This window comes from Saccharothrix sp. 6-C (assembly GCF_016695385.1).
Lineage (GTDB): Bacteria > Actinomycetota > Actinomycetes > Mycobacteriales > Pseudonocardiaceae > Actinosynnema > Actinosynnema texasense.
The window spans coordinates 7,776,312-7,802,274 of the sequence record NZ_CP064192.1 but is presented as its reverse complement, the minus strand read 5'-3'; the positions used below and the strand labels follow the sequence as shown (position 1 = coordinate 7,802,274).

The following is a 25,963-nucleotide window of genomic DNA, read 5'->3' as shown; positions in this document are numbered from 1 at the left end:
ACGCGAAGGTGGGACTCCCGGCGGTTGTGTCACCATGAACGGCGTTATGGCTGCTCCTCGCGCCGAGGTCGTGATCGACCTCGAGAACCTCCGGCACAACGTCGCCCACCTCGACGCCCTCGCGCCCACCGCCGACACGATGGCCGTCGTCAAGGCCGACGGGTACGGGCACGGCGCCGTGCAGGTGGCCAGAGCGGCGGTCGAGGCGGGCGCGACGTGGCTCGGCTCCTGCTCCCTGGCCGAGGCCCTGGCGCTGCGCGCGGCCGGGATCACCGTGCCGATCCTGGCCTGGCTGGACCCGGCCGGCACCGACTACGCGCCCGGCGTCGAGCAGGACGTCGACCTGTCCGCCTCCTCCCTCGCCCAGCTGGAGGAGATCTCGGCGGCGGCCGACAAGGCGGGCAGGACCGCCCGCGTCCACCTCAAGATCGACACCGGCCTGTCCCGCAACGGCTGCCCGGCCACCCGCTGGTCCGAGCTGGTCGAACGCGCCGCCAAGACGCACAACGTCGAAGTTCACGCGATCTGGTCGCACCTGGCGGTGGCCGACGAGATCGGCCACCGCGGCACCGACGCCCAGGCCGAGCGCTTCGACGACGCCTACCGCGAGGCGCTCGCGGCCGGCCTCGACCCGCGCCGGCACATCGCCAACTCCGCCGCCCTCATCACCCGCCCCGACCTCCACCTGGACCTGGTCCGCCCGGGCATCGCGATCTACGGCCTCAACCCGGTCCCCGTGCCCGCCGACCTGCGCCCCGTGATGACGTTCCGGTCCGCGGTCGCGCTGGCCAAGCGCATCCCCGCGGGCGAGTCGGTGTCCTACGGCCTGAGCTGGACCGCGAGGACGGACACGAACCTGGCGCTGGTGCCCGTCGGGTACGCCGACGGCGTGCCGCGCAGCCTGTCGAACCGGATGGACGTCTGGCTGGCCGGACGCCGCCGCCCGGTCGTCGGCCGCGTCTGCATGGACCAGGTCGTGGTCGACTGCGGCGACGACGTGGTGGTCGAGGGCGACGAGGTCGTGCTGTTCGGCTCCGGCGCGCTGGGCGAGCCGACGGCCCGCGAGTGGGCCGACACCACCGGCACCATCGACTACGAGATCGTCACCGGCATGTACCGACCGCGTGTCACCCGGACGTATGTCGGGGCGCATCCGTGAACACGGTGTGGAAGGCCGTCGGCTGGGCCGGCGGCATCCTCGGCGCCGCCGCGACCGGTGTCGCGGTGGGTGTGGCCGCGAACCAGAAGAAGGTCTCGAACGACCGCCTGGCCGCCGACCCGCTCGCCGACGAACCGCTCGGCCGCCTCACCCCGACCCGCGAGTCCACCGTCGCGGCCGACGACGGCGTGCCGCTGTCGGTCGAGGAGGTCGACCCCGAGGACGGCGGGAAACCCGAGGTCACGGTCGTCCTGGTGCACGGCTTCGCCCTCGACCGCCGCTGCTGGCACTTCCAGCGCCGCGACCTGGCCCCGCTCACCGAGCCGCGCGTCCGCCAGGTCCTGTACGACCAGCGCAGCCACGGCCGGTCCGGCCGGTCCACCACCGAGGGCAGCACGATCGAGCAGTGCGCCAAGGACCTCGACGCGGTGATCCGCTCGATGGCCCCCGACGGCCCGCTCGTGCTCGTCGGCCACTCCATGGGCGGCATGACGATCATGGCGTTGGCCGAGCAGCGGCCCGACCTGTTCGCCGACCGGGTGCGCGGCGTCGCGCTCGTCGGCACGGCGGCCGGCGCGGTCGGCGGAGCGGGCCTGCCGAAGTCCGTCCTGTCCCGCCACAACCCGGTGACGCTGGGCGTCGGCAGGATCGCCGGCCTGCAACCGGGCCTGGTCGAGTGGGTCAGGCGCCGGGCGTCCACGCTGACGTGGAGCGGGATCCGCGCGTTCGCCTTCGGAACCGGCAAGGTCAGCCCGTCGTTGGTCGACCTGATGGAGAAGATGATCAGCGGCGCCACGGTGCAGGTGCTCACCGAGTTCCTGGAAACCCTCGGCACCCACAACCGCTACAAGGCGCTCGCCGGTCTCCGGCACTGCGAAGTGCTCGTCATCAGCGGCGACGCGGACAAGCTGACGCCTTTTTCGCACGCCGAGCGGATGGCCGAGGAGATGCCGCACGGTGAACTGGTCCGCGTGTCCGGCGCGGGTCACATGCTCATGTTGGAACAACCCGACCTGGTCACCGGGCACCTGGTCGGATTGGTTCGGCGCAGTGCCGCCGAACGGTCGGAAAGCAGGCGGCGGTGGTGGCGACGAGCGTGAGCGTGACGCTCCCCGAGGTGCACGACACCGAGGAGTTCGGGCGCAAGTTGGGTGGTCTGGTGCGGGGCGGTGACCTGGTGCTGCTGTCCGGCCCGTTGGGCGCGGGCAAGACGGCGCTGGTGCGCGGCCTGGCCGACGGCCTCGGCGTGACGGGCCGGGTGAGTTCCCCGACCTTCGTCATCGCCCGCGTCCACGACCCCTCGCCGGACGGTCGCGGCGTGCCTCTGGTGCACGTCGACGCCTACCGGCTCGGTGGTCACCTGGACGAGTTGGACGACCTCGACCTGGACACCGACCTGGTGGACGCCGTGGTCGCCGTCGAATGGGGCGAGGGCTCGGCGGAGCGGCTGTCCGAGGACCACTTGTTGATCCGGTTGGAACGCCGGGACGACGACGTGCGCATCGCCCACCTCCACCCCCACGGCGCCTGGGTCGACCGCGAGCTTCCCGCCTGAGGTCGGTCGGGGCCGGGGTGCTCGCTGTTCGGGGAGCACGGGTGCTTCACCCCTCCGAGATGCCGCGCACCACCCCGGACTCCACCAGGTCCTGAGGCCGCAACCGCAGGTCGTCGGCGAGTCGTCGCACGTCGTCGCGCTTGAGGATCGAGGCCGCGAGCTCAGGGGCGATCACGGAGAAGTAGGCGTCCGGGGTGATCCACGTGTGCTCCGGGGACGACAGCGCCAACGCCCCGCCCGATCCGCCCTCTCCGATGACCAACGTGGTGATGGGCACCCGTGCCTCCGCGACGGCGGCGAACAGTTCCGCGATGGCCGCGCCCACGCCGGACCGCTCGGCGGCGACGTCGTTGGCGGCGCCCGGGGTGTCGACCAACGTCACCACGGGCAGGGCGAAGCGGGACGCCAGCCGGATCAGCCTGGCCGCCGTGCGGAAGCCGGCCGGGGTGTTGGCGGTGCCGGTCTGCGCGGCGAACGCGATCGCCCGCTCGCCCCGCCGCCCGATGCCGCACAGCATCCCCGGGTCGACCCCGCCCGCCCGGTCGCCGCTGATCGGCATCCGGAAGTCGAAGTAGTCGTCCAGGTAAGCCGCGGCACGGGGGCGTTGCGCGGACCGCGCCCGCAGCACCGCGCCCCACCCGTCCGCGGGCAGGTCCCGCGCACCCAACGCGCGTGGCACCTCGGCGGGCACGGCGTCACCGCGCGTCAGCAGGGAGAGGAGCTCCGCCACGGTCACGTCGACGTCCCGCGGCTGCACCACGAGGTCCACCGTGCCCGACGCGAACTGGCCCTCCGCCGTGTAGGCGGGATCGTCCACCGGGCGCACCCGGCTGCCCGCGAACCCGACCTGAGCGCCGGACACGCCGACCACGACGTCCGCGCCGGCCCCCAGCGACGCCCACAGCCCACCGGTGGTCGGGTCGCGCAGCACGGACACGTGCGGCAGCCCGGCCTCCCGGTGCACGGCGCACAGCCGCGCCACCCGCTGGAGCTGCCGCAGCGACAGCATCCCCTCCTGCATCCGACTGCCACCGGTCGCGATCTTCGACACCACCGGCAGCCACGCCTGCCGCGCCTCGGTGAACGCCTCCTCGATCAGCGCGCCGGCGGCCGTGCCGACCGAACCGCCGAGGAACCGGAAGTCGAAGGCGACCTCCACCGCGCGCGGCAGCCGCCGCCACGACACCGACTCGACGCCACCGGACCGCTCCCGCGCCCGGCCGAGCTGCTCCTCGTACCCCGGCCAGCCGAGCGGGTTCACCGCAGTTCCCGCTTCAGCACCTTGCCCATGTCGTTGCGCGGCAACGCGTCCACGTACCGGACCACCCTCGGCCGCTTGTGCGGCGACAGCAGCCGGGCCACGTGGTCGCTCAACGCCTCCGGCGCGGGCGCCTCGCCCTTCGCCACGACCCACGCCACCACGCGTTCGCCCAGGTCGTCGTCCGGCTCGCCGGTCACCGCGACCTCGGCCACCGAGGGGTGCTCCAGCAGGGCGTTCTCGATCTCGCCCGCGCCGATCTTGTAGCCGCCGCTCTTGATCAGGTCCGTGGCCCGGCGGCCGACGATCCGCACGTACCCGTCCGGCTCGACCACGGCCAGGTCGCCGGTGCGGAACCAGCCGTCGCGGAACGCCTCGCGCGTGGCGTCCGGCCGGTTCAGGTACTCCAGGAACAGGTTCGGCCCGCGCACCTCGACCTCGCCGGGCTCGTCACCCGACTCGCTCCCGACGACCCGCACCCGCACCCCGTCCAACGGCACCCCGACCGTCCCGGGCCTCCGGTCGCCGTCCGCGCGGACGCTGGTGTTCATCAACGTCTCGGTCATCCCGTACCGCTCGACCACCCGCTGACCGGTCAGCTGCTCGATGCGCTCGTGCACGGTCGCGGGCAGCGCGGCCGAGCCGGACACCAGCAGCCTGGCCCCGCCGAACGCCTCGGCGTGCTCGGGCTCGGCCGCGATCCGGCTGTACATGGTGGGCACGCCGAACATCATCGTGCCGCCGTCGCGCAGCGCCTCGGCGGCTTTCGCCACGCTGAACGACCCGAGGTGGCGCACCGTCCCGCCCCGCCGCAACGGCCCGATCACCCCGACGCCGAGGCCGTGCACGTGGAACAGCGGCAGGCCGTGCACGACGACGTCGTCCTCGGTCCACGCCCACGCCTCCGCCAGCGCGTCGAGGTTCGTCGCCAGGGCCCGCCTGGGCAGCACCACGCCCTTGGGCGGCCCGGTCGTGCCGCTGGTGTAGACGATCAACGCGGGCGCCTCGCCGTCCGGCTCCGGCAGGTCGACCTCCGGGCCGGACGGCAGCTCGTCGTCGACCACGAGGTCCGGCGCGCTGTCGGCGAGGACGTGCGCGAGCTCCCGTTCCCCGATCTTCGGGTTGAGCGGCACCACCGGCACACCGGCCAGCAGCGCGCCGACCACGGCCACGCACGTCTCGGGCGTCGACCGGGCCCACACCGCGACCCGCCGCGCGCCGGCCAACCCGGCCGCGACCGCACGCGCCTCGCGCGCCAACCGCTCGTAGCTCAGCTCCCGCTCGGGGAAGCGAAGGGCGATCTTGGACGACGGCGAGGCCAGCGCCGGCAGCAGCATCTCCATACAGTGACCTTGCCGGATGCGGCCCGCATCACAAGTGTGGTTCGAGCCACGCCATCAGGTGGATCTTCGGCCGGGCGCCCACGGTCTGTGCCACCAACCGGCCGTCCCGGTAGAGCTGGAGCGTGGGCGCGGACATGATCCGCTGGTCGCGCGCCGTGCGCGGGCTCGCGTCCATGTCCACCTTCACCACGGTCAGGTCGCCGCGCTCGCGGTCGATCTCGTCCAGCACCGGTTCCAGCATCCGGCAGGGCCCGCACCAGTCGGCGCCGAACTCCACCAGCACGTTCCCGGCGGCCACGGCCCCGGTGAACTCGTCGTCGGTCAACGTCCGCACGGCCCGCTCCTCTGCTCGGCTTCCCGCAGTTGCGCGCGCACCTGGTCCCGAACGGCCTGCAACCGGGTGATGCAGTCGTCCAGCTCCGCCACCTTGCGCCGGTACACCTCGACGGACGCCGCGCAGGCGTCGCCGGTGGTGTGGCCGTCGCGCAGGCACTGCACGAACGGCCGCGTGTCCTCCAGCGCGAACCCGATGTCGGCGAGCGAGCGGATCTCGTGCACCAGCCTCAGGTCTTCCTCGTCGTACTCCCGCTGGCCGTTCGCCGCGCGGCGGGCGGGCAGCAGGCCGAGGGACTCGTAGTAGCGAAGCGCGCGGGTGGTCGTGCCACCCCGCCGGGCCAGTTCTCCGATGCGCACGCGTCGATCCTCCGCCTTGACGTTGACGTCAACACAAGTGTGCTCCACGCCACCCGATACCCTTGTCAGTTGTGCTGGTCCTCGCCTTGGACACCGCGACCCCCGCCGTGACGGCCGGTGTCGTCGAACTGACCCCCGGCTCGCCTCCCCGGCTGCTCGCCCAGCGGGTGACGGTGAACGCGAAGGCGCACGGCGAGCTGCTGACACCGCACCTGCAGGCGGCGTTGGCGGAGGCCGGTCACCGGCTCGCCGACCTCGACGCGATCGTGTGCGGCTCGGGGCCCGGACCGTTCACCGGCCTGCGCGTCGGCCTGGTCACCGCCGCCGCCCTCGGCCAGGCGCTCAACCGGCCCGTGTACCCCGTGCCGACGCCGGACGCCGTCGCGCTGGACGCCGCCACCGGCAAGCCGCTGCTCGTGGCCACCGACGCGCGGCGCAAGGAGGTGTACTGGGCGGCCTACGACGCGGCCGGCCGGCGCACCGACGGCCCGCACGTGGACCGGCCCGCCGACCTGGTCGCGAAGCTGCCCGCGGTGGCCGAGGCCGCCGGCGAGGGCGCGGAGCTGTACGCCGACGTGATCGGGCTGCCGGTGGTGGCGGCGCGCTACCCGTCGCCGGTGTCCCTGGTGGCGGTGGCGGCCGAGGAGCTGCTGGCCGGCGCCCGCCCGGCCGCCCTCACCCCCCTCTACCTGCGGCGTCCCGACGCCGTGGAGCCGGTCGGCCGCAAGCGGGTGACCAAGGCGTGAACTCCGGCACCGTCACGATCGCGCCGCTGCGCCGGGAGGACGCGGCGCGGTGCGCGCGGATCGAGCAGGACCTGTTCCCCGGCGACGACCCGTGGAGCGCGAACGCGTTCCGCAGCGAGCTGGACAACGGCAACTTCTACGTCGGCGCGTACGTCGGCGGCGCGCTGATCGGGTACGCGGGGCTCGGCCTGACGGACTTCGAGGCCAGCGTGCACACCATCGCCGTCGTGGCCGACCACCAGGGCGCCGGCGTGGGCAAGACCCTGCTGCGCGCCCTGCTCGCCAAGGCCGACGAGGGCGGGCTCCCGGTGTTCCTGGAGGTCCGCACGGACAACGCGCGGGCGATCGGCCTCTACTTGGCGCACGGCTTCGAGCACGTCGGCCTGCGCCGCCGCTACTACCAGCCGTCGGGCGCCGACGCGTACACGATGGGAAGGCCCGCGAACCGTGACTGACCGGCTCATCCTCGGTATCGAGAGCTCGTGCGACGAGACCGGCGTCGGCATCGTCCGGCTCGGCCCGGACGGGTCGATGGAACTGCTCGCCGACGAGGTCGCGTCCAGCGTCGAGGAGCACGCCCGCTTCGGCGGCGTCGTGCCCGAGGTCGCGTCGCGCGCGCACCTGGAGGCGATGGTGCCGACCATGCGCCGCGCCGTGGAGAAGGCCGGGATCGAGCTGCGGGACGTGCACTCCATCGCGGTCACCGCCGGTCCCGGGCTCGCGGGGGCGCTGCTGGTCGGCGTGTCGGCGGCCAAGGCGTACGCGGCGGCGTTGGACAAGCCGCTCTACGGCGTCAACCACCTCGCGGGGCACGTCGCCGCGGACACCCTCCAGCACGGCCCGCTGCCGGGGCGGTGCCTGGCGCTGCTGGTGTCGGGCGGCCACTCGCAGCTGCTGCTGATCGAGGGCCTGGCGGAGAAGATCACCGAGATCGGGTCGACCGTGGACGACGCGGCGGGCGAGGCCTACGACAAGGTGGCCCGGCTGCTGGACCTGCCCTACCCCGGCGGTCCGCCGATCGACAAGCTCGCCAAGCAGGGCGACGGCTGCGCCATCGCGTTCCCGCGCGGGCTGACCGGGCCGCGCGACTCGAAGTACGACTTCTCGTTCTCCGGCTTGAAGACGTCGGTGGCGCGGTGGGTCGAGAAGCAGGAACGCGCGGGTGAGGAGATCCCGCTGGCCGACGTCGCCGCGTCGTTCCAGGAGGCGGTGGCCGACGTGCTGACCGCCAAGGCGATCCGGGCCTGCAAGGACCTGGGCGTGGACACCCTGGTGATCTCCGGCGGCGTGGCGGCGAACTCGCGCCTGTCGGGCCTCGCGGCCGAGCGCTGCGCCGAGGCGGGCATCGAGCTGCGCGTCCCGCGTCCCCGGCTGTGCACCGACAACGGCGCGATGATCGCCGCCCTCGGCGCGCACCTGGTCGCCGCCGGCGCGAAGCCCTCCGCCCTGGACCTCTCCACCACCCCCGGCCTCCCCGTGAGCACCATCCAGATCCTCTGACCTCCACCCGCGTGTCCTACGTTCAGGACACCCGTGTCCTACGTTCGGGACACCCGAGTTGAACGCTCAGAACGTCACGTCGAGCCCTTCGGCGTGCCCGGACTCGAACGCCGCCGCGAACCCCTCCGGGCCCAACGCCGCACGGGCCGCGGCGGCGATCCGGTCCACGTCACCCCGCTCACCGGCCGGCAGCGGCACGCCCACGGACGCGCGCGCCGCCGTCGCCGCGCCCAACAACCGGGCCGCCGTCGCCGCGTCGCCCGCCAACGCCCGGGCGCCCGCCGTGCCCTCCAGCGCCAACGCGATCGCCCTCGGGTCGCCCACCTCCCGGGCCAGCGCCAACCCCTCCGACTGCAGCTCCGCCGCCGCCTCCGCGTCACCTCGCAGCTCGGCCACGAACCCCAGCTCCGCCAGCACCAACGTCGCGCCCGCCGCGAACCCGACCTGCCGGTGCCACGACCGCAGCCGCTCCCAGTGCGCCTGCGCCGCGTCCAGCCGCCCCTCCCGCCGCGCGCCCAGCGCCAACCCCGTCTCCGCGTACACCTCGCCCGGCGAGAACCCGTGCTCGGCCGCCGTCCGACGGGCCCGTTCGTGCAGGTCACGCGCCTTCGCGTAGTCGCCGCGGGTCAACGCCACCCGTCCCAGCCACGACAGCTTGTACGACACCTCCGGCCACGACCGCAGCTCCTCCGCCACCCGCAGCCCTTCCCGGTGCACGGCTTCCGCGCGGTCGTGGTCGCCGGCCAACTGGGCGAGCACCCCCAGCCCGAACGACGCCTTCAGCTGCCCCCACCGCTCGCCCAGGGACTCGAACAGCGCCGCGCACCTCGCCGCCGAGGCCCGCGCCTCCTCGACGGAGCCGCGGGCCAGGGCCTGGCTCACCCGGTCGCTGTGCGCGGCGGCGACGCCCCACTCGTCGCCCAGCTCCTCGAACGCCGCCAACGCCTGGCAGGTCAGCTCCTCGGCCGACGGCATGTCGCCCACGGTCGACAGGACGTAGCCGAGGAACCACCGGGCTCGTGCCTGCCGCGGACGGTCGGCGACCTCCGCCACGCCGGCGACCGCGGCCGGGTCCGCCGCCTCGCCCAGCAGCACGCCGAACCCGGCCCGCCACGCCGCCGTCACCGGATCGGCCGAGGTCATCAGCCGTCGACCCTCCCGCAGCCGCCCGCGCAGGAACCAGTACCAGGTCAACGCGCGCGTCAGCCGAACGGCGTCCGCCGCCCCCAACGCGTCGTGCGCGGCACGCAGGTTCGCCGTGTCCGCGTCCAGCCGCGCCAGCCACGCCAACTGCCCGGCCTCGCGCAACCGGGGGTCCGCCCGTTCGGCCAGCGCCAGGTAGAACGCCGCGTGCCGCGCCCGCACCCGCTCGAACTCGCCCGCCTCGCGCAGCCGCTCCCGTCCGTAGTCGGCGACCGACTCCAGCAGCCGGAACCGCGGTTCGCCGGTGTGCTCCGGCGCGACCACCAGCGACCGGTCCACCAACCGGGTCAGCACGTCGAGCACCTCGTCGGCCGCCACCCCGTCACCCGCGCAGACGGCCTCGGCGGCGTCCAGCGCGCACCCGTCCGCGTGCACGGACAGCCGCCGCAGCACGGTCCGCTCGACGTCGCCGAGCAGGTCCCAGCTCCAGTCGATCATCGCGCGCAGCGTCCGCTGCCGGGCGGGCGCGTCCCGGTGCCCGGTGGCGAGCAGCCGGAACCGGTCGTCCAGCCGGTCGAGCAGCGCCGGCACGCCCATCCCGCGCACGCGCGTCGCGGCCAGCTCCACCGCCAGCGGCAGCCCGTCGAGCCGTCGGCAGATCGCCTCGACGACCGGCGCGTTGTCCGGTGTCACGGTGAAGCCGGGCGCGGCGGCGGCAGCGCGTGCCGCGAACAAGGCGACCGCGTCCGAGAGGTCCAACGGCGACACGGCCCACACCGTCTCGAACGCCAGGCCGAGCGGCTCCCGGCTGGTGGCGAGCACCCGCAACCCCGGCACGGCCCGCAGCAGCCGGGAGACCAGGGCGGCGACCGGCTCGACCAGCCGCTCGCAGTTGTCGAGCACGAGCAGCACCTCCCGGCCGCGCAACGCCTCCACCAGCGCCGTCCCCGACGCGTCCTCGCGCACGCCGAGCACGTCGGCCACCGCGCCCACCACCTGCTCGGCCCGGCCGACCCCCGCCAGCTCGACCAGCCACACCACGTCCGAGCCCGGCGCCCGCCGGGCGACCTCCAGGGCCAGGCTCGTCTTGCCGACCCCGCCGGGACCGGTGAGCGTCACCAACCGGGCGTCCCGGGGCAGCTCGCACAGGTCCCGCACCGCCCGGTCCCGGCCGACCAGCTCCGTCACGGGCGCCGGCAGGTTCGTGCGCGCCGGCTCCGGACCGAGGTCGTGGTGGAGGATCGCCCGGTGCAGGGCCACCAGCTCGGGCCCCGGCTCCAGCCCCTGCTCCTCGGCCAGCGACCGCCGCAGCTCGGCGTAGCTCGCCAACGCCTCGACCTGCCGCCCGGCCCGGTAGAGGGCGCGCATGTGCAGTCCGCGCAACCGTTCGCGCAACGGGTGCCGCGCCACCTCGGCCGCCAGGTCCACCCCGTCCGGGACCGACCCGGCGAACTCCTCCAGCGCGGCCAACCGCTCCTCGGCCCACCGCGCCACGGCGGGCGCCAGGGACGGCGCGTCCGCGAACTCGGCCAGCGGCTCGCCGCGCCACAACGCCAACGCCTCGCCGAACCTCCCGGCCGCGGCCAGCTCCCGGAACCGCAGGACGTCCAAGGTCGACTGGTCGACCCGCACCGCGTACCCGGCCGGGCCGTGCGCGACCAGCTCCCGCGCGCCCGGTTCGGCCGCCTCCAACGCCCGCCGCAGCTGCGACACCTTGGTCTGCAACGTGTTCACCGGGTTGCCGGGCGGCTCGTCGCCCCACAGGTCGAACGCCAACCGGTCCGCCGACACCGGTCGCCCCTCGTGCGCGAGCAGGTCCGCCAGCAGCAGCCGGACCTTCGCCTCGGGCACCCGGACCGCCTCACCGCCCGCCGTCCACACCCCGAGCGGCCCCAACACCCCGAATCTCACGCCCGGACCGTAACCGGGCCGCCGTCGGCCGGACCCCGGCGGACCCAGCCGACCCGCAGCGAACCCCCAGCGGACCGTGCGCGCCCCCGGCCACCGTGGAAGTCACACGAAGGAGTGAAGAACACATGACTGCCAAGACCCCGTTGACCGTGCTCGGCCTCGGCCCGATGGGCCAGGCGATGGTCACCCGGTTCCTCGACGCCGGCCACCCGACCACGGTCTGGAACCGCACCCCGTCCCGCGCCGACGCCCTCGTCGCCGAGGGCGCCGTCCGGGCCGCCACCGCCGCCGACGCCGTGGCCGCGAACCGGCTGCTGGTCCTCAGCCTCACCGACTACGCCGCCATGGACGACGTCCTCGCCGGCGTCGACCTCGCCGGCCGCGTCGTCGTCAACCTCAGCTCGGAGACACCGGGCAAGACCGTCGAGGCCGCCGCCCGCCTGGCCGGACGGGGCGCGGAGCTGCTGGTCGGCGGCGTCATGGCGAACGCGGAGATGGTCGGCCACCCCGACGCTTACGTCTTCTACAGCGGGCCGCGCGAGGTCTTCGACCGGCACGCCGACGCGCTCGCCGTGATCGGCAGGCCCGACTACCTCGGCGCGGACCACGGCCTCGCCCAGCTGCTCTACCAGGCGCAGCTCGACGTCTTCCTCACCTCGCTGGCCGCGATGCTGCACGGCATCGCCCTGGCGAGGTCGGCGGGCGTCTCGGCCGAGCGGTTCGCGCCCTACCTCAGCGACAACGTCTCCACGCTGTCGATGTACGTGCCGGGGATCGCGAAGCACGTCGACTCCGGCGAGCACCCCGGCGACCTCGCCACCACGGCCATGATGGGCGCCACCGCGGCGCACGTCGTGGGCGCGAGCGAGGCCGCCGGGATCGACGCCGGGCTGCCCGGGGCGGTGAAGTCCCTCTACGACCGCGCCATCGCGGCGGGGCACGGCAAGGACAGCTTCACCGCCCTGGTCAACGTCCTGCGGGGCTGATCAGGCGGGGTTCAGGCCGGGGTTGCGGTCCTCGACGACGAACGACGCGAGCGTCGTGGCCCCGGCCCCGGCCGTGCGCACGTACGGCAGCGTGCGGAAGTCGGCCCGCACCTCCCGCGCGGTGAACTTCGTCCGCACGTAGCCGCGCCGCCGGCTGTGCAGCTTGATGTGCGGGTTCAGCCGCAGCTGCACCTCGTCGGCGGTGTCGTCGCCGTCACCGCCGGAGGTGACCGAGGAGCACACCAGCTCGGTGCCGACGGTCGGCGACGACGCCGGGTCGTCCCAGTCCAGCTTCACGTCCGCCGCGTAGTGCGCGTGCACGTCGCCGGTCAGCACGACGGCGTTGCGCACACCCGCGTCGACCCACCCGCGCGTCACCCGGTCGCGGGAGGCCAGGTAGCCGTCCCACCCGTCCATGGAGACCTCCTTCTCCGGCCCTTCCTCGCGGTCGCGCTCGGCGAAGAACACCTGCTGGCCGAGCACGTCCCACCGCGACCGGGAGCGCCGGAACCCGTCGAGCAGCCACTCCTCCTGCTCCGCGCCCGTGATCGACCGGGTGGGCAGCCCGGCGTCCGCGCAGGTCTTCCACCCGTCGCCGCACGCCTGGTCGTCGCGGTACTGCCGGGTGTCGAGCATGTGGAAGTTGACCAGCCCGCCCCACTACGCCCGCCGGTAGAGCCGCAGGTCGACGCCGTCGGGACGCGCGCCGCGCCGCAACGGCATGTTCTCGTAGTACGCCTGGAACGCCGCCGTGCGCCGGGCCGCGAAGGCCGGGTCGGGCTGCTCTGGCACGTCGTCGGCCCAGTTGTTCTCGACCTCGTGGTCGTCCCACACCACCAGCCAGGGCGCCACGGCGTGCGCGAGCTGGAGGTCGGCGTCGGTCTTGTACTGGGCGTGCCGCAGCCGGTAGTCGGCCAGGGTCCGCGTCTCCGGCCCGAGCACCGGGCGCACGTCCGCCGCCTTCGCCGCGTACTCGTACTGGTAGTCGCCCAGGTGCAGCACCACGTCCGGGTGGTCCTCGGCCAGCCGCCGGTACGCGGTGAAGTAGCCCTCGCCGTAGTGCGCGCACGACGCGAAGCACATGGTCAGGTCCTGTCCGAGGACCCACGGTTCGGGCGTGGTCCGGGTGCGGCCGACGGGGGACAGGTGGTTGTCGACCCGGAACCGGTAGAAGTACTCGCGGCCGGGCCGCAGGCCGAACGGCTCCACGTGCACGCTGTGCCCGAGCTCGGGCCGGGCGGGCTGCACGCCGCGGCGCACCACGTGCCGGAACCGCTCGTCCTCGGCCAGCTCCCAGTGCACCGGGACGACCCGGTCGGGCATGCCGCCGAGGCCGTCCTCGGCGAGCGGCCGGGGCGCGAGGCGCGTCCACAGCACCACGCCGTCGGGGCGGGGGTCGCCGGAGGCGACGCCGAGGGTGAAGGGGTCGTCGAGCCGGGGGAGGCCCGCGCCGGCGGTGGCGAGCGCCACACCGGCCACACCGCCGATGAGCAGGGAACGTCGGGTCACCGTGGTCATGCGCCACACCGTTCCCGACGAGATTGGCGACGAGGTGAACGGCGGTGTGACACGAGTGGACGACTTCACCCGGCCGGTTGCGGGGGGTTCGTTGAAGCGTTGGCACTCGCATGGGTAGAGTGCTAGACGCACGGCACCAGCAACCGCCCCGACCCCCGCGACGGCGGGGTGGCAGGAGCCGTAACGCAACCTGCCAACGCTTTCGACGACCGTGGAGGTCAGCCCGGTGAGCGTGAACATCAAGCCGCTCGAGGACAAGATCGTCGTCCAGGCCAGTGAGGCCGAGACCACGACCGCTTCCGGCCTCGTGATCCCGGACACCGCGAAGGAGAAGCCCCAGGAGGGCAAGGTCATCGCGGTGGGCCCCGGCCGGATCGACGACAAGGGCAACCGCGTCCCGGTGGACGTGGCTGTCGGCGACGTCGTCATCTACTCCAAGTACGGCGGCACCGAGGTCAAGTACAACGGCGAGGAGTACCTCATCCTCTCCGCCCGCGACGTGCTGGCCGTCATCAACTGACGCTCGGCTGACACGCAAGACGCCCCGGCGAACCCCTCACCGGGGCTCCCGGGGCGTTTCGCATCAAGAGAGGCGTAGGCAATGCCCAAGCAGATCAGCTTCGACGAGGACGCTCGTCGGGCGCTCGAGCGCGGCGTGAACAAGCTCGCGGACACCGTCAAGGTCACCCTCGGCCCGCGCGGCAGGCACGTCGTCCTCGACAAGAAGTTCGGCGGGCCCACCGTCACCAACGACGGCGTGACCATCGCCCGTGAGATCGAGCTGGACGACGCGTTCGAGAACCTCGGCGCGCAGCTCGCCAAGAGCGTCGCCACCAAGACCAACGACGTGGCCGGCGACGGCACGACGACCGCGACCGTCCTGGCCCAGGCCATGGTGCGGGTCGGCCTGCGCAACGTCGCGGCCGGCGCGAACCCGATGTCGCTCGGCGTCGGCATCCAGGCCGCCGCCGAGGCCGTGGTCGACGCCCTCAAGGCCAAGGCCACCCCCGTCAAGGGCCGCGACAACATCGCCCAGGTCGGCACCGTCTCGTCCCGCGACGAGTCCATCGGCGCCCTGCTCGGCGAAGCCATCGAGAAGGTCGGCGAGGACGGTGTGATCACCGTCGAGGAGTCCTCCTCGATGGCCACCGAGCTCCAGATCACCGAGGGCGTGCAGTTCGACAAGGGCTACGTGTCGGCGCACTTCGCCACCGACCTCGAGGCCCAGGAGACGGTGTTCGAGGACGCCCGCATCCTGCTGCACCGCGAGAAGATCTCGGCGCTGGCCGACCTGCTGCCGATCCTGGAGAAGGTCGCCGAGGCCGGCAAGCCGCTGGTGATCATCGCCGAGGACGTCGAGGGCGAGGCGCTGTCCACCCTGGTCGTCAACGCCCTGCGCAAGACGCTGCGCGTGGTCGCGGTCAAGGCGCCGTACTTCGGCGACCGCCGCAAGGCGTTCCTGGACGACCTGGCCGTCGTCACCGGCGCGCAGGTCATCGCGGCCGAGGTCGGCCTCAAGCTGTCCGAGGCCAACCTCGACGTGCTGGGCTCCGCCCGGCGGGTCGTCGTGTCCAAGGACAACACGACCATCGTCGACGGCGGCGGCGCCAAGGCCGACCTGGCGGGTCGCGCGGAGCAGCTGCGCCGCGAGATCGAGGCCACCGACTCCGACTGGGACCGCGAGAAGCTGCAGGAGCGGCTGGCCAAGCTGTCCGGCGGCATCGCGGTGATCAAGGTCGGCGCGGCCACCGAGACCGAGCTGAAGGAGCGCAAGCACCGCATCGAGGACGCGGTGGCGGCGACCAAGGCCGCGGTCGAGGAGGGCATCGTGCCCGGCGGCGGTTCGGCCCTGGTGCACGCGGCCAAGGTGCTCGACGGCGGGCTCGGCCTGTCCGGTGACGAGGCGACCGGTGTCGCGATCGTCCGCGAGGCCCTGGGCTCGGCGCTCTTCTGGATCGCCGCGAACGCGGGCCTCGAAGGCGCCGTCGTGGTGAACAAGGTGCGCGAGCAGGACTGGGGCTTCGGCCTCAACGCCGCCACCCTGGTCTACGGCGACCTGCTCGAGGCCGGGATCATCGACCCGGTGAAGGTGACGCGCTCCGCGGTCACCAACGCCGCTTCCATCGCCCGCATGGTGCTCACCACGGAGAGCGCCGTCGTGGAGAAGAAGGAAGAGGAGCCCGCCGGCGCCGGCGGTCACGGCCACGGTCACGGCCACGGTCACTGACCAGGTGCACGGTCACTGACCAGGCATCACAGGTCGGAACAGCGCGAACGGGAGGGGCGGCACCACGAGGTGCCGTCCCTCCCGCGCGTTCGGCGTCAGGCGGGCGTCAACTGCCGCTTGCGCGCCTTGATGATGCTGTCCCGCTCGGACTCCGACAGGCCGCCCCAGATCCCATAGGGCTCCTGGACCGCCAGGGCGTGCCGCCGGCACATCTCCAACACCGGGCACGACAGGCACACGGCCTTCGCCCGTGCCTCCCGCCGAGCCCGCGCCGGTCCGCGCTCCCCGTCCGGGTGGAAGAAGAACGCGCTGTCCATCCCGCGGCACGAGCCGCGCATCTGCCAGTCCCACAGATCCGCGTTGGGACCGGGAAGCCTTCGGGTGTCCGCCATCGAGACCGCCTCCTTGGCCCATGGACGAGAACTGCTCCATTCGGCTTAACGATGATCCACCGTAGAACCGCGCCAAAACTTGTTCAAGGGGGTGCGGGGGCTTTTGTCGGCAATTCATACGATGGGTGATCGATCAGGGCCTGAGCCGGAGTTGCCGGTGACGTGAGGTGAACGGACGATGTCAGCGTGATGACGCCACCTGACCACGCCGGGACCGTGTCGGAAGGCGGTCAGGAAATCGTTGCGGCGGAAGACGATCCCGCGCATTCGGTGACCCTCTCGGTGGCCGCCGTCGCACGCCGGCTCGGCGTCGCGCCGGCCACTCTCCGCACCTGGGACCGGCGGTACGGCCTCGGACCCAGCGATCACACAACCGGGCGACACCGGAAGTACGCGCCACTCGACGTGGCCAGGCTGGAGCTGATGCAGCGGGCCCTGCTGCGCGGCGCGTCGTCCGCCGAAGCCGCCAAGTACGCCCTCGCCAGCCCGGTCCGCGCGCCGCTGACGGCCGTGCCCCCGTCGTTGACCGGCGGGGAGCTCGACGGTGGTTCGGCGCCGGCGGGCGGGCGCGGCCTGAAGCTGCAGGAGGGGAACCGGCGGGCCCGGGGCGTGGGGCGGGCGGCGTTGGCGATGGACTCGGCGGCGGTGCAGACGCTGCTGGCCGACGCGATCGAGGCGGACGGCGTGATCACCACGTGGGACGAGGTGGTGCGGCCGGTGATGGCGGCGATCGCGGCGAGGTGGGAGCACTCCGGCGCGGGCGTCGAGGTGTCGCACCTGGTGGAGGAGTGCGTGCTGGCCGCCGTGGTCCGCGCCACCCCGGTCGTGGCGGCGCCCCGCAACCACCGTCCCGTGCTGCTGGCGTGCATGCCGGACGAACGGCACGACCTGCCGCTGTACCCGTTGGCGGCGGTGCTGGCGCAGCGCGGCGTCGGGGTGCGCCAACTGGGTGCGGCGTTGCCCGCGGACGCCCTGGCCTCGGCCGTCCGCCGCACCGCCCCGGCCGCCGTGGTGCTGTGGGCGCAGCTGCCGCGCTACGCCGATCCGGGTGTCGTGACGGCGCTGCCGAGGACCCGCCAGCAGGTCCGCGTGTTCGCCGGGGGTCCGGGCTGGGAACGCGGCGTCGTGCCGCAGCCGGCCGAGCGGATCAACGACCTGGCCGCCGCCGCGGACGCCGTCGAACGCGCCGTCTGCTGACCTGCGCCCCACCCCGCCCGACCCCTCGCCGCGCGAGGAGCCACAACGGGCTTCGCCGAACCGTTCGTGCTGGTCGAAGGCGTGCCACGCCCTGACCGACCTCAGCCTCCGCTCACCTGGCCCGCGTGCCTGGTGCCACCGGCCAGCCGACCGGCCTGCCGCCCGCCTGCGACCAGGCCGCTTGCTTGCCACCGGCCCGCCAGCCTGCCTGCGGCCTGGCTGCCTGCCGTCGGACGGGTCGGCGGTCTTGCCGCGCCCACCGGGGGCGTTGTCGAGCGTGCCGTCGGCCGGTCTCCGAGGGCTCTTCGCGGCGCACTTCCGCCGCCGTCCTCGCTGCGCAGGGGTCCCCGCCAGAGGGACCCCTGCTTTTACCCTGCCACGACGGGCCGACGATCAGAGGTGCCGGCGAGGGGCCTGTGGACAACTGCCGGTGTGGTCCGGAGCGTGGAGGTGGGACGAGGGGTGGGTGGAGCGGTGGGGGTGCGGGAAGCGGCGTTCGGGGGCCGGCCCGAGGCGGACGTGTGGGCGGCGTTGCGGGGTGGGGTGGAGGAGCGGTGGCTGGCGGCGGTGGTGCTCGGTGGGCAGGGGCACTACGCGGCGGCGGCTTCGGTGCTCGGCGAGTTGATCGGGCGCGGCGGGTTGTTCGGGTCGTTGGCGGCTTCCACGCTCGCGTCGCACCGGCGGCAGCTCGGCGGCCACGCGGCGGCCCGGGCGCTCGACGGGCGGGCGTTGGCCCTGGCCCCCGGCGGTGACGGCGAGGACCCGGACGACGTGGACCCGGCCGGCGCGCGGGCCGACGCGCTCCTCGGGCTCGCCGCGGACGCGATCGGGACCGGTCGGCTCGACGAGGCGCGCCGGCTGCACGCGCGGGTCGAGCCGCGCGGGTGGCGCAGCCGGGTCCGGCACCAGTGGCTGGCCGCCGAGATCGCCTTGGCCGGCGGTCTCGCCGAGGGCGCGGTGCACCCGGCGGAGGTGGCCGCCGCGACCGCCCGCGAGGCCGGCGCAACGCGACACATCCTCAAGTCCGACCTCGTCCTCGGTGCGGCATTGGTGGTGTGGGGGACACCCGAAAGCGTCGACCGAGGGGTCGAAGTGCTACTCTGTGACCTAAATCACACTGACCGCCGAGGGCTTTTCTCGTTGGTCTGGCCGACGGCGCTTGTCCTGGCAAACGCCCAGGCAGACCGCACTATTGCGGGTAAGGAAAACATGAAGGAACGCGCAGAAAACGCTCTGAGCTGCGTGTTGCGCAGAGCGGACCCGACGGGTCGCTCGCTTGCGGACCGCTCGCCGTGGATCCCGACCGCGCTGCTCCGTTCCGGGGAACCCCCGAACGCAGACCCTGAGACGAACTTCTTGACGGATTAAGCACCGGATCGTGTCAAGGTTCGGCCTCTAGATGATTGATTCCAAGGGGTCAGTGGTCATAGGCGACCAGCGAGCGCTTGACCGGTTGTCCGGTCTTGTCGTTGTGCCAGATGGCGGTGGTCAGGGCGAGGATGCGCTGCAGGACGCGGACGATCACGCCTGTCGGGGTGCGTCCGCCGTGGCGTTCGAGGTCGAGTTGGGCCTTGAAGGTCTGGTTGATCGACTCGATGGTCTGGCGCAGCGGCTTGAACAGTGCCGCGCCGGGTCGTTCGGCCTCGCCCTTGCGGGCCGGGCGCAGCAGTTCCATCCCGGCGTCGGCCAGTGTCCGTTCGAAGTCGCGGCCGTGGTAGTGGCGGTCGGCGATCAGGGTCTGACCGGGCCGCTGCGCCGTGAGGGTGGGGTCGGCGTCGAGGATGTCGAGCAGGGTGGTGCGTTCGTCGGCCTTGGCGCCGGTCAACGCGAAGGCGACGGGGAGCCCGCCAAGGGTGCAGACCAGGTGGAGCCGCAGGCCCCAGAACCAGCGGGAGTGCGAGGCGCAGTAGCCGTACTGTGCCCATCCGGCCAGGTCCGAGCGTTTCGTGGTCTCGCGGGAGCGGCCGCATTCCACCGGGGTGGAGTCGGCCACCCACACGTCGTCGGTCCACAGCGTGGTGTCCACGGCCAATAATCGGATCACCTGGGTGATCAGGCCGGTGGCGCGGCGCAGCCGCTTGTTGTAGCCGGGCTGTCCGGGCAGGTGGCGGAACAGGTGGCCCAGGTGTGCACGGGCGTGGCGCAGCCACCTGGCCTCGGAGGTGAACCCGAGCAGCGCCTGCATCACCGCCAGGGTCACCAGCTCAGCATCGGTGAGCACCGGTGTGAAGCCCACCCTCGGCCGCCATGGGGCCAGGTGTGGGGCCTGCTTCAACAGGTCGTCGGTTCTGACATAGAGTGCGGTCGCGAGGGTGTCCAGGTCGTTCGTCACACAATGATCATGGACACCCTCGCCTCATGCCGTCAGCCCGGCCACCTCTTGGAATCAATCATCTAGCGTCCGATAGGGGATGTGGAACGTCACTCGGCTGCAGGAAGGAGTCCCCGTGACCACGGTCCTTATTTGCGACGACCGGCGCAGTGTGCGGGAGGGTCTCACCCGCGTGATGTCGGCTGTCCCAGGGGTCAGCCGCATCGACTGCGTAGCGCACGGTGACGAGTTGTTGGCTCGGTTCTCTCGGCAGCCGGTCGACGTCGTACTGGTTGGCACCCAGCGCGCCGTCCCGACCGGGGTCGAAGCGACCCGACGACTCGTCTCGGCCAACCCGCAGGCAAACGTCATCGTCTTCGGCGCACCGGACGACGCGGGCAGCATCGCCGCCGCGATCGCCGGCGGAGCTCGCGGCTACCTGCGTTGGGACGCCTCGCGCCCCGAGCTGGTCGCCGCACTGGCGCACACGCTCGCGAGCACGAGCGTGCCCGCGCCGCGCCAGCCGTCGGACCCGGGCGTCCAGCTCACCGAGCGCGAGCTCCAGGTGCTGCGCGGGATGAGCCAGGGCAAGAGCAACGGGCAGATCGGGCGTGAGCTCTACCTGTCCGAGGACACGGTGAAGACGCACGCCCGGCGCTTGTTCCGCAAGCTCGGCGTGCGCGACCGCGCCCAGGCTGTCGCCCACGGATTCCGGCGCGGCCTCGTGTCGTAGCCGGCGCACGGACTCAAGGGCTCGGGGCACAGGCTCGTCGGACTCGTCGGACGAGTCGCACCGGCACCCTTCCTCCAGCCACGGCCCGGTGACGCCGACAGGTGTCGCCAGGCTTCCGTGCGTCCGCAAGCGGGTCGTGTGCGCCGGGTCAACGGCCGCAAGCGCCGTGCGCCGGCACGCCCTCCGCGCAAGGTCCCGGAGACGGCCGGGCGGGGCCCGACGACCGCCCTGTGCCGGACAACGTCGCCGCACCCCCGCCAACCGCCGTGCCGGGCAGGTCAGGGCCCGTCGGAGGGTGGTGGCGCGCTCACCGCGTGTCGGCTGATCAGGTGAGGTCTAAAGACCCCATCTGGACCCCATTGCGGAACATCCGGCCGGCTGACCGGTACGGTGAGCATCACCAGTACGGGCGACGTCGATCGTCCCGTGCTGTTCTTTGTCGGTACGCCTACGCGTAACACCAGGGCAGTTGTCTGCGATGACCAACTTGGGGGACGGACTGGACGCCGAAGTGGGCGCAGCCGTCGATGGCGACCGCCACGCGATCGAGCGGCTCCTGGCATCCATCCGACCCCTCGTGGTGCGGTACTGCCGCGCCAGAGTCGGAAGGCAGGAGAGGTCTTTCGCTTCGGCGGACGACGTGGCCCAGGAGGTGTGTCTCGCGGTGCTGACGGCCCTGCCCAGCTATCGCGACCAGGGTCGGCCGTTCTTGGCGTTCGTTTACGGGATCGCCGCGCACAAGGTGGCCGACGCGCATCGCTCCGCAGCCCGGAACCGGTCCGAACCGGTCCCGGAGGTCCCTGACGCCCCTGAGACGGAGGCCGGTCCCGAGCAGCGCGCCATGCAGGGCGAGCTGTCGGAGCGGATGGCCGTGCTCCTGAAGGTCCTTCCGGAGAAGCAGCGGGAGATCCTGCTGCTTCGCGTGGTCGTCGGCCTGTCGGCCGAAGAGACCGCCGACGCGGTCGGCTCCACGCCGGGCGCGGTTCGGGTGGCACAACACCGCGCCCTGGCCCGCCTTCGCAAGACGTTGGCAGCGGAGGAGGTGGTCTGAGTGGCTGACCAGCACGAGAAGGGCAATGGAGAAGTCGTGCGCGGACGAGATGAGAGACCGCCGCAGTCTGATGACACCCTGGCCGAGGACACCGCGGCCGAGCCGGGGGACGACCTCGCGGGTATCCGGGCTGACGACGCGCTGCTCGACGTGCTGGGCGGGCGTGACGGCGACCAGCCGGACTCGCTCGTCGACGACGAGCTGAACGAGCTGCTGCTGGCCTGGCGCCGCGAAGTCGACCGCCCGCCCATGGGTGAGCTGGTCGACACCGACACGGCGGTGGCCACGATCGCCGCCGCCCGCACCCAGCCGAGGGCCAGGCAACGCCTGCTCATCCCCCTCGCCGCCGCCGCCGCGGTGCTGGCGATCGCGTTCACCGGGATGAGCCTGGTCGCGCGCGACGCCGAGCCGGGCGACGCGCTCTGGGGCCTGACCAGGGTCCTCTACTCCGAGCACGCGCGGTCGGTGGAAGCCGCCGTGGCCGTGCGCACCGACCTCGACACCGCTCGCGCGGCACTGCGCGACGGCCGCTACGGCGAGGCGCGCGACGCGCTGCTCAAGGCCAGCGCGACCCTGCCGTCGGTCTCGCCGGACGACGGCAAGGACGACCTCGCCCAGAAGCACGAGTCGCTGCTGGACGAGCTGACCAGCACCACGCCGCCGGTGAACACGCCGACCACCGTCGAGCCGTCGGCGGCGCCCGAGGTCCCGCCGGTCGACCTCCCCACGACCACCACCACGACGACCTCGTCGCCCGCGCCGATCACCACGACCACGACGGCGCCCGTCGACGACTCCACCCTGCCCACGGGCGGCGAGACGCCCCCGCCCCCGCCGCCCACGTCGGGCGAGTCACCGGGGAGCGGCCAGGGTCGCAGCGAGACGCCGACCCAGGGCACCACGGACGGCGAGACCACGTCCGACAGCTGAGCCCGGAGCGCACGTGTGACGAAGCCCGCCCCTCGTCCGGGGGCGGGCTTCGTCACATCGTCAGCGGGCGCTCTCGGTCGCGGTGACCCCGTCCGCGTAGCCGCGGCAGTACTCCCAGCTGACGTAGGCCGCCGGGTCCGGGTCGTACGCGGGCTCGTGCGGGCGCATCCGGCCGTCGGCCAGCAGCTGCTCCAGGCTCGACCGCAGCAGGGCCCAGTCGTGGTAGTGCGGCTCCTGGCACTCGCCGCAGTCCACCACGATTCCCCTGACACCACGGGGTTCGAGCAACGCCTGGTACACCGCGAGGTCGCTGAGGTCGCCGACCAGCTCGGCCCGCTCGGCGTCGTCCATCGGCGGGTGGTCGTGGTCGTGGTCGGGTTCGCCGAGGGCCCGGGCCGGGTCCTCCGGGTCGCCCGCGAACGGGTCTGGTGGCAACGCGTCGTGCGGCACGACCCCGCACGGTACCGGGCGGACCCCCGGCCACGTCCAGATACCATGACCTGAACCCATCGCCGCTGCGTGGAACCCGATCCGCGGCGGCGGGATCGCCGCACGACGGAAGGCAAGCCAGCCGCCATGACCAGCGAGCTCAACGCTGACGGAGTCCCGCCCAAGTTCGCCATGCTGGGACTGACCTTCGACGACGTACTGCTGCTGCCCGCCGAGTCGGAGATCGTGCCGAGCGGCGTGGACACCAGCACCAAGCTCTCGCGCAACATCACCCTGCGCGTGCCGCTGGCCTCGGCGGCGATGGACACCGTGACCGAGGGCCGGATGGCCATCTCGATGGCCCGCCAGGGCGGCATCGGCGTGCTGCACCGCAACCTGTCCCTGGAGGAGCAGGCCCGCCAGGTGGAGACGGTGAAGCGGTCCGAGGCCGGCATGGTCAGCGACCCGGTGACGTGCACCCCGGACGACACGATCCGCCACGTCGACGAGCTGTGCGCGCGCTACCGGATCTCCGGCGTGCCGGTGACCGACGAGAACGGCAAGCTCGTCGGCATCATCACCAACCGCGACATGCGCTTCGAGGTCGACCACTCGCGCAAGGTCAGCGAGGTGATGACCAAGGGTCCGCTGGTCACCGCCCAGGTGGGCGTGTCGGCGGAGGCCGCGCTCGGCCTGCTGCGCCGGCACAAGATCGAGAAGCTGCCGATCGTGGACGGCGACGGCAAGCTGCGCGGCCTGATCACGGTCAAGGACTTCGTCAAGACCGAGCAGTACCCGAACGCCTCGAAGGACCCGGACGGCCGGCTGCTGTGCGCCGCCGCGATCGGCGTCGGCGACGACAGCTTCGCCCGCGCGATGGCGCTGGCCGACGCGGGCGTCGACGTGATCATGGTCGACACCGCGCACGGCCACCAGCGCAACGTGCTGGAGATGGTCGCCAAGGTGAAGCAGGAACTGGGCGACGACGTCGACGTGGTCGGCGGCAACGTCGCCACCCGCGCGGGCGCCCAGGCGCTGGTGGACGCGGGCGCGGACGGCGTGAAGGTGGGCGTCGGCCCCGGCTCGATCTGCACCACGCGCGTGGTCGCGGGCGTCGGCGTGCCGCAGATCACCGCGATCTACGAGGCCGGCCTGGCGTGCGGTCCGGCGGGGGTGCCGGTGATCGGCGACGGCGGCATCCAGTACTCGGGCGACATCGCGAAGGCCATCGCGGCGGGCGCGAGCGCGGTCATGCTCGGCAGCCTGCTCGCGGGCACGGCCGAGGCTCCCGGCGAGCTGGTGCTGGTCAACGGCAAGCAGTTCAAGACCTACCGCGGCATGGGTTCGCTGGCGGCGCTGCAGGGCCGCGGCGAGGGCAAGTCGTACTCCAAGGACCGCTACTTCCAGGACGACGTGCTGTCGGAGGACAAGCTGGTGCCCGAGGGCATCGAGGGCCGCACGCCGTTCCGCGGCCCGCTGTCGACCGTGGTGCACCAGCTGGTCGGCGGCCTGCGGGCGGCCATGGGCTACACGGGCTCGAAGACCGTCGTGGACCTCCAGCGCAAGCAGCTGGTGCGGATCACGGCGGCCGGGCTCAAGGAGAGCCACCCGCACGACATCACCATGACCGTCGAGGCCCCGAACTACACGACCCGCTGAACCGGATCGCCTTGGGCTAGTGTTCGCAGGTTCCGCCGGCTCCCCCCGGGACCATCAGCTCCACGGAAGGACGACAAAGGTGCGCGATCTGGTCGAGATCGGCATGGGCCGGACCGCGAGGCGGGCCTACGAGCTGGACGACCTCGAGATCATCCCGTCCCGCAGGACCCGGTCCTCGAAGGACGTCTCGACGGCGTGGCAGATCGACGCCTACCGGTTCGAGATCCCGCTGATCACCCACCCGACGGACGCGATCGTGTCGCCGGGCACGGCGGTCGCGGTCGGCGAGCTGGGCGGCATGGGCGTCCTCAACGCGGAGGGCCTGTGGGCCCGGCACGGCGACGTGGAAGAGGCCCTGTTCCGGCTGGTGCAGGCGGTCGAGGACACCGACGACCCGGCCGCGCCGGTGCGGGTGCTGCAGGAGCTGCACGCCGCGCCGGTGCGGATGGACCTGATCGCCGAGGCGATCAAGCAGGTGCGAGAGTCGGGCGTCACGGTGGCGGTGCGGGTCAGCCCGCAGCGCGCGGCCGAGCTGACCCCGGACCTGCTGTCGGCGGGCGTGGAGATCCTGGTCGTGCAGGGCACGATCATCTCGGCCGAGCACGTGTCGCGCGACGGCGAGCCGCTGAACCTGAAGTCGTTCATCGCGGACCTCGACATCCCGGTGATCGCGGGCGGCGTCGGCGACTACCGGACCGCGATGCACCTGATGCGCACGGGCGCGGCGGGCGTGATCGTCGGCTACGGCTACACGCCGGGCGTGACCACGACGGACTCGGTGCTCGGCATCGGCGTGCCGATGGCCACGGCCATCTCCGACGCCGCCGCGGCCCGCCGGGACTACCTGGACGAGACCGGTGGCCGGTACGTGCACGTGATCGCCGACGGCGGCGTGCTGACCAGCGGCGACATCGCGAAGTCGATCGCGTGCGGCGCGGACGCGGTGATGCTGGGCGAGCCGCTGGCGGCGGCGTCCGAGGCGCCGGGCCAGGGCCTGTACTGGACGGCCGCGTCGGCGCACCCGTCGGTGCCGCGCAGCCACGTGTCGACCGGGGTGGACCAGGTCGTCGACCTGCGCACGCTGCTGTTCGGCCCGTCGGTCGACCCGCGCGGCGTGACGAACCTGTTCGGCTCGCTGCGCCGGGCGATGGCGAAGACCGGCTACTCGGACCTCAAGGAGTTCCAGAAGGTCGGCCTGACCATCCGCGGCTAGGCGACGCCC

Annotated in this window: 24 protein-coding genes and 1 pseudogene; 16 read left to right on the top strand and 9 right to left on the bottom strand. The window is 73.1% G+C overall.

Features of this window, described 5'->3' with window-relative positions; genetic code table 11:
- The first annotated feature begins 46 nt into the window (after positions 1-46).
- The 3 genes from alr to tsaE are packed head-to-tail and all read left to right on the top strand — an operon-like array spanning position 47 to position 2,714.
- On the top strand, positions 47-1,159 hold the full coding sequence (gene alr, locus IOD16_RS33560) for an alanine racemase (RefSeq protein ID WP_123745313.1): 1,113 nt from the start codon (positions 47-49) through the stop codon (positions 1,157-1,159).
- Positions 1,156-2,259 carry an alpha/beta fold hydrolase gene (locus IOD16_RS33555; RefSeq protein ID WP_236594538.1) on the top strand — a complete coding sequence of 368 codons (1,104 nt, stop codon included), beginning with the start codon at positions 1,156-1,158 and terminating at the stop codon, positions 2,257-2,259. Before alr ends, IOD16_RS33555 begins: the two co-directional genes overlap by 4 nt.
- Positions 2,256-2,714 carry a tRNA (adenosine(37)-N6)-threonylcarbamoyltransferase complex ATPase subunit type 1 TsaE gene (gene tsaE / locus IOD16_RS33550; protein ID WP_236594537.1) on the top strand — a complete coding sequence of 153 codons (459 nt, stop codon included), beginning with the start codon at positions 2,256-2,258 and terminating at the stop codon, positions 2,712-2,714. The genes IOD16_RS33555 and tsaE overlap by 4 nt, the downstream gene beginning before the upstream one ends.
- A gap of 46 nt (positions 2,715-2,760) precedes the next feature.
- Here the strand turns inward: tsaE and IOD16_RS33545 are convergent, their stop codons facing one another.
- From IOD16_RS33545 to IOD16_RS33530, 4 genes are read right to left on the bottom strand one after another with little or no spacing between them, the layout of a single operon-like run.
- Complete coding sequence (locus IOD16_RS33545; protein WP_201437677.1) at positions 2,761-3,975, bottom strand: carboxyl transferase domain-containing protein; 1,215 nt, start codon at positions 3,973-3,975, stop codon at positions 2,761-2,763.
- Complete coding sequence (locus tag IOD16_RS33540) at positions 3,972-5,309, bottom strand: acyl-CoA synthetase (protein ID WP_201441677.1); 1,338 nt, start codon at positions 5,307-5,309, stop codon at positions 3,972-3,974. Before IOD16_RS33540 ends, IOD16_RS33545 begins: the two co-directional genes overlap by 4 nt.
- 34 nt (positions 5,310-5,343) lie before the next feature.
- On the bottom strand, positions 5,344-5,649 hold the full coding sequence (locus tag IOD16_RS33535) for a thioredoxin family protein (RefSeq protein ID WP_123745317.1): 306 nt from the start codon (positions 5,647-5,649) through the stop codon (positions 5,344-5,346).
- Entirely contained in the window at positions 5,637-6,008 is a 372-nt protein-coding gene (locus tag IOD16_RS33530) for a MerR family transcriptional regulator (protein WP_123745318.1), read from the bottom strand. The genes IOD16_RS33535 and IOD16_RS33530 overlap by 13 nt, the downstream gene beginning before the upstream one ends.
- A gap of 71 nt (positions 6,009-6,079) precedes the next feature.
- Here IOD16_RS33530 and tsaB point away from each other — a divergent pair, with 71 nt between their 5' ends.
- The 3 genes from tsaB to tsaD are packed head-to-tail and all read left to right on the top strand — an operon-like array spanning position 6,080 to position 8,254.
- Positions 6,080-6,754, top strand: coding sequence for a tRNA (adenosine(37)-N6)-threonylcarbamoyltransferase complex dimerization subunit type 1 TsaB (tsaB, locus tag IOD16_RS33525; RefSeq protein ID WP_123745319.1), 675 nt, complete (start codon positions 6,080-6,082; stop codon positions 6,752-6,754).
- The gene (rimI, locus tag IOD16_RS33520; RefSeq protein WP_123745320.1) at positions 6,751-7,209 is read left to right on the top strand and encodes a ribosomal protein S18-alanine N-acetyltransferase; all 459 of its coding nucleotides are present in this window, start codon (positions 6,751-6,753) and stop codon (positions 7,207-7,209) included. The genes tsaB and rimI overlap by 4 nt, the downstream gene beginning before the upstream one ends.
- Positions 7,202-8,254 carry a tRNA (adenosine(37)-N6)-threonylcarbamoyltransferase complex transferase subunit TsaD gene (gene tsaD, locus IOD16_RS33515; RefSeq protein ID WP_201437676.1) on the top strand — a complete coding sequence of 351 codons (1,053 nt, stop codon included), beginning with the start codon at positions 7,202-7,204 and terminating at the stop codon, positions 8,252-8,254. The genes rimI and tsaD overlap by 8 nt, the downstream gene beginning before the upstream one ends.
- Before the next feature lie 66 nt (positions 8,255-8,320).
- Here tsaD and IOD16_RS33510 read toward each other — a convergent pair whose 3' ends face one another.
- Positions 8,321-11,308: a BTAD domain-containing putative transcriptional regulator gene (locus tag IOD16_RS33510; protein WP_201437675.1), complete on the bottom strand. Its 2,988-nt coding sequence runs from the start codon at positions 11,306-11,308 to the stop codon at positions 8,321-8,323.
- A 125-nt stretch (positions 11,309-11,433) separates the two neighbouring features.
- Here IOD16_RS33510 and IOD16_RS33505 point away from each other — a divergent pair, with 125 nt between their 5' ends.
- Complete coding sequence (locus tag IOD16_RS33505; RefSeq protein WP_201437674.1) at positions 11,434-12,294, top strand: NAD(P)-dependent oxidoreductase; 861 nt, start codon at positions 11,434-11,436, stop codon at positions 12,292-12,294.
- On the opposite strand, the pseudogene IOD16_RS33500 reads toward IOD16_RS33505, so the two are convergent.
- A pseudogene (locus IOD16_RS33500) lies at positions 12,295-13,812 on the bottom strand (alkaline phosphatase D family protein).
- Positions 13,813-14,038: 226 nt separating this feature from the next.
- Between IOD16_RS33500 and groES the strand changes: the two are divergent.
- On the top strand, positions 14,039-14,332 hold the full coding sequence (gene groES, locus IOD16_RS33495) for a co-chaperone GroES (RefSeq protein WP_015105192.1): 294 nt from the start codon (positions 14,039-14,041) through the stop codon (positions 14,330-14,332).
- An 81-nt stretch (positions 14,333-14,413) separates the two neighbouring features.
- On the top strand, positions 14,414-16,039 hold the full coding sequence (gene groL / locus IOD16_RS33490) for a chaperonin GroEL (RefSeq protein WP_123745325.1): 1,626 nt from the start codon (positions 14,414-14,416) through the stop codon (positions 16,037-16,039).
- Positions 16,040-16,134: 95 nt separating this feature from the next.
- Here the strand turns inward: groL and IOD16_RS33485 are convergent, their stop codons facing one another.
- Entirely contained in the window at positions 16,135-16,431 is a 297-nt protein-coding gene (locus tag IOD16_RS33485; RefSeq protein WP_033428626.1) for a WhiB family transcriptional regulator, read from the bottom strand.
- Positions 16,432-16,647: 216 nt separating this feature from the next.
- Here IOD16_RS33485 and IOD16_RS33480 point away from each other — a divergent pair, with 216 nt between their 5' ends.
- Together IOD16_RS33480 and IOD16_RS33475 are read left to right on the top strand one after the other, a co-directional pair.
- Positions 16,648-17,628: a MerR family transcriptional regulator gene (locus IOD16_RS33480; protein WP_328809500.1), complete on the top strand. Its 981-nt coding sequence runs from the start codon at positions 16,648-16,650 to the stop codon at positions 17,626-17,628.
- 480 nt (positions 17,629-18,108) lie between these two features.
- Positions 18,109-18,996: a hypothetical protein gene (locus IOD16_RS33475; protein ID WP_236594536.1), complete on the top strand. Its 888-nt coding sequence runs from the start codon at positions 18,109-18,111 to the stop codon at positions 18,994-18,996.
- A gap of 49 nt (positions 18,997-19,045) precedes the next feature.
- Here the strand turns inward: IOD16_RS33475 and IOD16_RS33470 are convergent, their stop codons facing one another.
- Positions 19,046-19,960, bottom strand: coding sequence for an IS982 family transposase (locus IOD16_RS33470; RefSeq protein WP_201437672.1), 915 nt, complete (start codon positions 19,958-19,960; stop codon positions 19,046-19,048).
- 115 nt (positions 19,961-20,075) lie between these two features.
- Here IOD16_RS33470 and IOD16_RS33465 point away from each other — a divergent pair, with 115 nt between their 5' ends.
- The 3 genes from IOD16_RS33465 to IOD16_RS33455 all read left to right on the top strand — a co-directional run bounded on the left by IOD16_RS33465 (position 20,076) and on the right by IOD16_RS33455 (position 22,653).
- Positions 20,076-20,672 carry a response regulator transcription factor gene (locus IOD16_RS33465; protein ID WP_015805222.1) on the top strand — a complete coding sequence of 199 codons (597 nt, stop codon included), beginning with the start codon at positions 20,076-20,078 and terminating at the stop codon, positions 20,670-20,672.
- A gap of 478 nt (positions 20,673-21,150) precedes the next feature.
- Positions 21,151-21,723: a sigma-70 family RNA polymerase sigma factor gene (locus tag IOD16_RS33460; RefSeq protein ID WP_033436769.1), complete on the top strand. Its 573-nt coding sequence runs from the start codon at positions 21,151-21,153 to the stop codon at positions 21,721-21,723.
- The gene (locus IOD16_RS33455; RefSeq protein WP_201437671.1) at positions 21,724-22,653 is read left to right on the top strand and encodes an anti-sigma-D factor RsdA; all 930 of its coding nucleotides are present in this window, start codon (positions 21,724-21,726) and stop codon (positions 22,651-22,653) included.
- 60 nt (positions 22,654-22,713) lie between these two features.
- Here IOD16_RS33455 and IOD16_RS33450 read toward each other — a convergent pair whose 3' ends face one another.
- A complete protein-coding gene (locus IOD16_RS33450; protein ID WP_123745329.1) occupies positions 22,714-23,163 on the bottom strand; it encodes a DUF5319 domain-containing protein in 450 nt (149 codons plus the stop codon).
- Between the two features lie 66 nt (positions 23,164-23,229).
- Here IOD16_RS33450 and guaB point away from each other — a divergent pair, with 66 nt between their 5' ends.
- Both guaB and IOD16_RS33440 read left to right on the top strand, forming a co-directional pair.
- Complete coding sequence (guaB, locus tag IOD16_RS33445) at positions 23,230-24,741, top strand: IMP dehydrogenase (RefSeq protein WP_201437670.1); 1,512 nt, start codon at positions 23,230-23,232, stop codon at positions 24,739-24,741.
- Between the two features lie 79 nt (positions 24,742-24,820).
- Positions 24,821-25,954, top strand: a complete 1,134-nt coding sequence (locus tag IOD16_RS33440; RefSeq protein ID WP_201437669.1) for a GuaB3 family IMP dehydrogenase-related protein — start codon at positions 24,821-24,823, stop codon at positions 25,952-25,954.
- Positions 25,955-25,963 lie beyond the last annotated feature (9 nt).